Annotated in this window: 6 protein-coding genes; 1 reads left to right on the top strand and 5 read right to left on the bottom strand. The window is 66.3% G+C overall.

Annotation, left to right across the window (positions count from 1 at the left end):
- The 5 genes from C6N31_RS39970 to C6N31_RS39950 all read right to left on the bottom strand — a co-directional run.
- Nucleotides 1–600, bottom strand: a 600-nt coding sequence (locus tag C6N31_RS39970; protein WP_198359441.1) for an acyl-CoA dehydrogenase family protein, incomplete at its 3' end; no start/stop codon positions are given.
- A 105-nt stretch (nucleotides 601–705) separates the two neighbouring features.
- Nucleotides 706–1,374, bottom strand: a complete 669-nt coding sequence (locus C6N31_RS39965; protein ID WP_198359440.1) for a nuclear transport factor 2 family protein — start codon at nucleotides 1,372–1,374, stop codon at nucleotides 706–708.
- Nucleotides 1,368–3,638, bottom strand: a complete 2,271-nt coding sequence (locus tag C6N31_RS39960; protein ID WP_138353641.1) for a CocE/NonD family hydrolase — start codon at nucleotides 3,636–3,638, stop codon at nucleotides 1,368–1,370. The genes C6N31_RS39965 and C6N31_RS39960 overlap by 7 nt, the downstream gene beginning before the upstream one ends.
- A gap of 214 nt (nucleotides 3,639–3,852) precedes the next feature.
- Nucleotides 3,853–4,347 (bottom strand): flavin reductase family protein, encoded by a 495-nt coding sequence (locus C6N31_RS39955; RefSeq protein WP_307811593.1) that lies wholly within the window; start codon nucleotides 4,345–4,347, stop codon nucleotides 3,853–3,855.
- A gap of 347 nt (nucleotides 4,348–4,694) precedes the next feature.
- Nucleotides 4,695–6,437, bottom strand: a complete 1,743-nt coding sequence (locus tag C6N31_RS39950) for a CocE/NonD family hydrolase (RefSeq protein WP_138353640.1) — start codon at nucleotides 6,435–6,437, stop codon at nucleotides 4,695–4,697.
- Nucleotides 6,438–6,552: 115 nt separating this feature from the next.
- Between C6N31_RS39950 and C6N31_RS39945 the strand changes: the two genes are divergently transcribed.
- The gene (locus C6N31_RS39945) at nucleotides 6,553–7,197 is read left to right on the top strand and encodes a TetR/AcrR family transcriptional regulator (protein ID WP_138353639.1); all 645 of its coding nucleotides are present in this window, start codon (nucleotides 6,553–6,555) and stop codon (nucleotides 7,195–7,197) included.
- Nucleotides 7,198–7,519: the final 322 nt, after the last annotated feature.

Raw genomic sequence — 7,519 nt, 5'->3', positions numbered from 1 at the left:
CACCCACCCGACACCTACGCCGACGCTACGTCTACTGCCTTTGAGGAATTCAGCATTAGGCACGAGGACCATGCCGACTTTCGTGTCGTCGGCAGGGTCGTAGTAGACGGCGAGGTATCCGTGCGAGGCGTGGACGCTGCCGGTCGCAAACGGCCACTTTCCCTCGACCATCCAGCCGCCGTCGACCCGTCGCGCGGTTCCCGACATCCGCCGGCTCGTGCCTCCTACCGCGAAGGTACGGTTCCCGACCCACCGGGACTCGTACACCGGCGTAACGACGGCCTGGGGGAAGGAGAAGCTCCACAGGTTCCCCCCTGCGGCCGCCCAGACGACCCAGGAGGTCGCCCCACATCCCGCGCCAAGAGCGCGGTAGATGTCGTGCAGTTCCCGCGTGGTGAAGTCCGCGCCGCCAAAGCGTTTCGGAGTGGTCAGGGTGAACACGCCGGCAGCGTCGAGACGCTCGATGTTCTCCTGGGGGATGCGACGCTGCTGTTCCGCCACGGGCTGCTGGTCGCGAAGCCACGGCTGAATCTTGTGTATCCGGTCGGCTATCTCGTGTGCGGATGGTTGCCGTTCGTTCGCATTGGTGCGCAGGGTCATGGCCCATGACTTTCTCGTGATTCGTACTCGCGATGTCCGAAGGGTCGACATACCGCTCCTGTAGCGGCGGACGCATCCTGCGCCGGTCGCCGAAAGCGGATCAGATCAGGAAGGCCAGTTGTCGTCCGCCGACGGCACCCCGCCGAAGCCGGCGACCGGGCGAAGGGACGGATCGGAACCGTCGCGTCGGCCTGCCGAGGCGTCGGGGTGGTCGTCGAACCAGCCGTCGGCGGGGTACTTGTACATCCAGTCGACGATCAGTTGGCGGCGGGCGATCAGCCACAGCCCGTCACGGCGCTCGAACCGGTCCAGGTAACGTGCCCAGAGCTTGACGGACTCGCCTTTCCACTGATGGCTCTCGGAGCCTTGGTGATCAGCCTGGAGATACGTCTCGACGTGAGCGATGTCGGGACCGTTGAACTCGATGAGGCTGTTCCCCAGGGAATGCATGGTCCGTACGAAGCGCGGCATCTCCCCTGCCAGGAAGTCGACGAATCCGGATACGGGACCGATATGCAGGCTCGCGGGAAACTGGACCCAGGCGTCCTCGTGGAACACGCTACGCACAAGGTCCATGTCCACCCGGTCCAGGCCGCGACAGTAGCGGAGCAAGGCATCGTGGATGTGAGCACGGGCGCTCAGTTCGTCGACATTCATCGGCGTTTCCCTCCAAAGGGATCGGTGTTTGGGGCTGAAGTGGGCGAGGCGGAGCCGCGAGTGGGGAGGCCGGCCGGATACGTGCCGGGCTGCTTCGGGGCCGACGGCCTTCAGCACTCCCGCGCGGGAAGAACGGGCAGCTGTACGAAGCTGGGGTATTTCGGTCCGGTGTAGACCGTGTTCCGCGCCCCGTCGTGATAGGCCGGGTCGTAGGCGTGACGCATACCGTGGCCGACCCCGGTGTAGGGCTGGACATCGATACGAAGGCGATGCCCCTTCCTGACCAGACCGGTGTTCGGGATGATCTCTATCTCGACCGGGACGACCTCGCCGTCCCGCAGGGGGGCGTAGTCGTCCTGCAGGTGCGTGTGCTTGGGCCGGTAGCCGGTCGAGCGCTCGGGATCCAGCGTGCGGTGTGATGCCTTGAGCCAGCCTTTGGCCAGTGGGTAGAAGCGTGTGGAGATGCCGGGGATCAGTGCCGGACCGCAGTAGTCGACTTCGCGGTCGTCGGTATCCAGCACGCGCACAGCCACGTAGACGTCCATGTCCGTAGCGGTGCTGGCCATCCACAGCACCGCTTTGCTGTAGCCGGCGAGAACGGTGTCCTCCAGTAGCGGCTCGCTGATGAAGGTGGCGCCCGGAGCGCAAGGCGCACTCGCCACGGCGCCCGTGCCGGTCGCCGGCGGGATGCGGGGTGCGTTCAGGTCCACTTCGGCGGAGTACTCCACGAAGCGATCGTCCTCGGGCGGGGTGCGCGCCAGGCGCAGGACGTTGTCGCAGGGCAGGCCGACGTTGCTGCCGAGGGGCGTGGCGTCGAGATACCAGCGGACGTACTGGGTGCGGGCGACCGGCCACTCCTGCTCCTCCTGCAGGTAGGAGCAACCGCGCCCGGTTCTGATCTCCAGGCGGACCGGGGGCCTGTCCATGATCCCGTTGTCGATCCCCTTGAGCCAGTGGTCGAAGAACGCCATGTGCTCCTCCACCGCGGCACGGGAGTACGACTTCAGGAACCAGTCCTCCCAGAAGTCGATCTTCTTGTTCGGGGTAGGGGTGTTGAGGTAGGTCTCGCTGCTTCCGAGCTGGTGGAAGTTGCCAGGATGTGTCGTTGCGGCAACCGTCCACAGGGGCACGGTCACGTCGCGGAGATCAGGGCTCATCAGCACCTCGGACCGGGGCCCGAATACCGCCGACGGGTCGGAGTCCTTGAAGGGGTTGGTCCGGGCGATCTCCAGGAAGTCCTTCGCGTCGACCTCGCCGCAGATCGCCGGCACGATGCCGTGCTGGAACCAGCCGGGAAAGAACTCCTCGTTGAGGATGCCTCCGGTGTACATGACCTCCTCATAGAGGTCGGTGTCCGTGCCGATCGCGATCATGGCCTTGAGGTGCGGCGGCTTGAGGCTGGCCACCGCGTGCTGGCTCACCGCGTAGTACGACATACCCCACAGGCCGACGCTGCTGTTGGACCACGGTTGCGCCGCGGCCCACTCGATGGCGTCGTAGTAGGCCTCCGCCTCGTCGATTCCCCAGATTCCCAAGGTCCCGGGACTCCTGCCGGCGCCGGGGCTGTCGATGCGCACGAGGGCGTAGCCACGCGGAATCCACGCCGCGGTGTTGATGCTTTCGTGGTTCTCGTACTCGTATCCATCCGGGTTGCCCTGAAAGTACCTCTCTTCCATCTGCTCATGGTGTTCGGCGTCCTGCTCGCTCGCGATGGAGTGATGGACGAACGCCCGCCCGTAGACACCGCAGTTCATGATGACGGGAACCGGTTCGGGGGTGTCCGGGCGATACACGTCCGCGTACACGAAGGAGCCGTTGCGCAGCGGGATTCTGACATCGCGGAAGCGCCGGATGCCAAGGACGTGGCGCCGTACCTCGTTGCGCGCCGCTGCCGGCGAGGTGACCGTTCGGGGTGCGACGCCGCCGATGACCTTCGCCCGGTTGAGCTCGTCGAGGAGCGTTGCGACCATCGGATCGCCCGTGAATGCCTGAACGGGATCGGCGGGAGCTCCCGGGAGCGAAGCGAGTCCGTAGCGGAAGTCGATGGGGCGGTTTCCCACCAGGGCGTGAATTTCCGGCGTAAGAAGGATTCCATCGTCCGGACTGTCGTGGTGATTGAGCGTCAGCAGGAATCGTGCGATGTTGGTCAGCCCCGGGTCCGCCAGCTTGTCGAGGCTGCCGTCCACCCGCGCAACGAGGTCGGCGAGGGTGAGCCTCTTCGCCCCGCGCGCCGCACCGACCAGGACCGCACCGACCGAGAAGACGACGACCTCACCGTCCCGGAACGCAAATGTGCCGTCATCGTCCGTGAATCCCGAGCAGGTCGGGGTTTCGAACCGCAGACCGATGACGGGTCCTGCCATATTTCCGCTGCGCAGCATGGTCCTCTGCTTTCGAGTTCGGAACGATCAAAAGGTGATGGTCCGTGTGGGTCCGGTGCGCGCGACGCCACTGCCAGAGGGTGACCTCATGCCTGGCGGCGACGGGGCTCCCCGTGAGGTGCTCACTCCAGGTGCACTCCTGAGGTGCATCCCGAGGTCGGGATCCGGGGCACTGCACGGGTCCGTTTGCGGGACGGGCGACCCGACCGGGTCGTCAGACACTGGCCAGGCGTCGGAATCTGCTGCCGTGGAACACCAGCGGGGACATGTCGGGCGTCGCACTGAGGCCGTGGATCTGCATCAACACGATGTCGTGGTCGCCGCAGGAGACTTCTTCGCGGATCGTGCAGTCCAGCCACAGGGTCGCACCGTCTACGAAGACGGCTCCGTCCTCGGAGGCGAACCAGTTCGTGCCGGCGAAGCGGTCGCCGGCCCTGCCGGCCAGCCGGGTGCATATCTCGTCCTGGCCCTCGGCCAGCGCGCTCAGCCCCAACCGTGGTTGCTTCCGCAGCTTCGGCCACGTGGCGGACGTGTGCTGAACGCACAGGGACACCAACGGGGGGTCCATGGATACCGATGTGAACGAACTCGCGGCCAGCCCCAGGGGCTCTCCCTCGTAGCTCGCGCACACGGCGGCGACTCCTGACGGAAAGCACCCGAAGGCCCGCCGCAACTGCGCGGTTGCCATCACCGGCTCGATACCTCTCACTTCGTCCTCCTTGTCTGGCCGCCGCCCGGCATCAGCCCCGCTCAAAGCAGGCGTGTCGAAGTGCCATGCGACGGGATGCGCATGGCGCGGACGGGAGCGAACTGTCAACGAGATGTGCGTGTACGGTCGTGTCCGCGCGGGCGTTGGGTGGCGCATTCGACCGCGTCGGTCAACGGCGCGGCGACCTGCGACCGGGTCGGTGTGCGTCCGCCGGGTGTGATCCTCGACCCGACACGGTCAGGGAACTGGCTCCGGCTCGTGGTCTGCGGGGAATCCCGGGTGCGGAACCGCGTGGCCGCGCACGCTCGGGGGGTCCGCGAACCGCAAGGCTCGGTCCGCCATCGGGATCAAGCCGGTTTCACCGGCAGTTGCAGATACGAGGCGCGATCGGCGCCGGTGTGGATGACGTGTTCTCCGCCGTGTGGGGTGGTGTACTCACGGATCCCGGGCATCATCGGACCCAGGAGCGAGCGGCTGCTGATGACGAGGCGAAGTTGTTCGCCCGGGTAGAACACGAGACCGACCGGGAGAAGGTCGATCTCGACCTCGACGACCTCGTCGGGTGAGAGCTTCTCGACCCGGTCGAAGCTGTGGGCGGGGACGTCCTCGGTCGACAGCTTCTCGTCCAGGTGGCGCATCGAGACGCGCAGCCGTCCGTCCGCCCCCTTGTACCGCAGGATCGAGCCACCGCGTTCGGTGACGTCGTGGACCCGCGCGCCCTGGTTGGGCACGGTGAACTGCTGCAGTGGCGTGCCGTGCGCGTCGAGCTTCTGAACGAGGAGGAACAGGTCCATGTCGTCCGCCGCCTCCACCTCGACCCACAGGTGCGCTTTGGGATACCCGACCAGCACGGTCTCCCGCTCGAAACGCGTCACGAAGGACACGGTGTCCGGGTTGGACCCCACGGCGTAGCCCGCCGTCGCCCCGACGGTCGGCGCCACAGGCCCCAAGGTTCGCGACAGGCCGTCGAGATAGTACTTCGTCGGCGTGACGTCCGCCGGCGGGAACTGGTCGGCCGGGACGTTTACCCGGTCGCCGCCCTGGAGATCGAGCACGGAGTAGCGCACCCGGGGCGTGTTCTCCCAGCCGTTGTCCTCGCCCTTGAGGAAGTGGTCGAAGAACCGGCGCAGGTCCTCCCTGTTCGCCTCGTCGTAGTAGTCGGGCCATTCCTGGCTGTTGTGGATGCGCAGCCACTTCTCCGCGGACGCCATTCGGCGCCATGCGCGAAACGTTCCCGCGGTGTGCAGCGTGTTGGAGTAGCTGGCGACGACGTACGACGGCACGGTGATCCGATCGAAGAGTGGGATTTTCTGCTCCCACAAGTCGTCCACCAGGGGGTGGCGTTCGGCTTCCGCGATGATGTCCTCCTTGCGTCCCCTGCCCCGAAAGCTGTGGTCGCGGAGCTGGCGAGCGAACCCGTGGTCGGGCACGCCACCGCGCATCACCAGATCGCGGTAGACATCACTCACGCCCTCCCACGGGTTGATCGCCGCCAGGTGCGGGGGCTGTTCGGCGGCGGTGAACCACTGCGAGACCGCGAGGTAGGAGGTCCCGCTCATCGCGACCTTGCCCGTACACCACTCCTGGACGCCCAGCCACTCGATCAAGTCGTAGCAGTCCCGGCCTTCCAGGCGGTCCCAGAGGACACTGTCACCTTCGCAGTCAGCCACACCCCGGACGTCCGGGTTGCAGATCGCGTAGCCCTGCGCGCACCAGTACGCCGGGTCGGGGCCCTCGAACTTCTCGAGCCCGGACACGATTCCGTTGTCCAGTCCGACCAGACCGAACACACCCATCACGCTGGCAGAGGTTCCCTGGCCCTTGCCATACGGGCTCCACGCGACGATAACCGGCACCTTCTCAGCGCCGGCGGGTCGCAGCACATCGACACGGATGGTCACACCGTCACGCAGTGTGACGGCGATGTCTTTTTCGAGCACGGTGTCGACGGGCAACGGCTTGAACGGCGGCGCGATCCTAAACCCCGCCTCCAGCGTGCGGGTTCCGGGGTCGAAGCCACTCAGAATCCCGTACCGATCACCCGACTCCAGCGGGTCGGACGGCATGAACACCTTCTGGATTTCACTCATGGGAGCGCCTCGCGTCTCTGTTCCCGTAACGGGCTGTGGCCGCACTGCGAGCGTAGCCCCGTCGACGTCATATCTCAACACCTGTTGAGATTCATTCGGGCGGTAGTTTTGGGGCATGACTGCGCACACGAATACCGCCGCGGCCGGGCGCCGCGGACGCCGGCCTGGGACGAGCACGACCCGTCAGGCGATCCTCGACGCGGCCAGGGCCCGGTTCGCGGCCGACGGCTTCACCGCGACGACCATCCGAAGGGTCGCGGTCGACGCCGGGGTGGACGCGTCGCTGGTGATGCAGTTCTTCCGGTCGAAAGACGAGCTGTTCGCCGCTGTGCTGTCCATCCCCCAGGACGCTCTGACGCGCTTCAGCGCCGCATTCGAAGGGACCGACGATCACCTGGGCGAGCGCGTGGTCCGCGCCTTCCTTGATGTGTGGGAGGGAGACGCGCGCAGTTCGGAACCGCTCATGGCGATGCTCCGCGGCGCCATCGTGAATGACCAGGCCAACGGACTGCTGCGGGAGTTCCTGGAGGAACGTCTGCTCGTCGACGCTCTCACGTCGCGCGCGGTCGACGACGCGACGCTCAGAGTGGGAATCGCCTCGTCGATGCTCGTCGGGCTCATCGTAGGACGAGGCGTCGTCGGCGTCCCGACGCTCACCGGAGCGGACCGCGAAGCGCTGATCGCCCTCGCGGGGCCCGCCGTGCAGAGCATCCTCGTCCCGCCGCCGGCGTCCGATGATGAAACGTACTTCGAGGACTGAAGCCGATGACGGCCGACTGAAGACCTTATATCGCGTGCCGCGGCTACCACGGCGTCCAGCGAGCCTGACAACGGCGGCTGATCACCTTATGCACGAAAAGCCCTGATGCCCTCACGCCGTTGCATCTACCTGCCACGCGACTTGACAGCGGGCGCCGCTGACGTTGACCGAGTGCTTGTCGCTCATCAGCCTCCGGAGCACCTACCGAATAGCCGGCCCGAGCGTGATGACCTTCGAGCCGAGCTGCCTTCCTCAGCGAGGCACGGATCAGTTCCACGCCGCCCAGCCCGACGGCTTCTTCGTCATCCAGGTTGACCTGGTA

Origin of the sequence: Streptomyces fildesensis (assembly GCF_016107395.1) — a bacterium.
Classification (GTDB): domain Bacteria; phylum Actinomycetota; class Actinomycetes; order Streptomycetales; family Streptomycetaceae; genus Actinacidiphila; species Actinacidiphila fildesensis.
This window is presented reverse-complemented; position numbering and strand designations above follow the sequence as displayed.

What these genes read in the sequence shown, in the direction of transcription:
- C6N31_RS39960 (WP_138353641.1), bottom strand. Translation starts at nt 3,638, where the DNA reads ATGCTGCGCAGCGGAAATATGGCAGGACCCGTCATCGGTCTGCGGTTC.
- C6N31_RS39945 (WP_138353639.1), top strand. Translation starts at nt 6,553, where the DNA reads ATGACTGCGCACACGAATACCGCCGCGGCCGGGCGCCGCGGACGCCGG.
- C6N31_RS39950 (WP_138353640.1), bottom strand. Translation starts at nt 6,437, where the DNA reads ATGAGTGAAATCCAGAAGGTGTTCATGCCGTCCGACCCGCTGGAGTCG.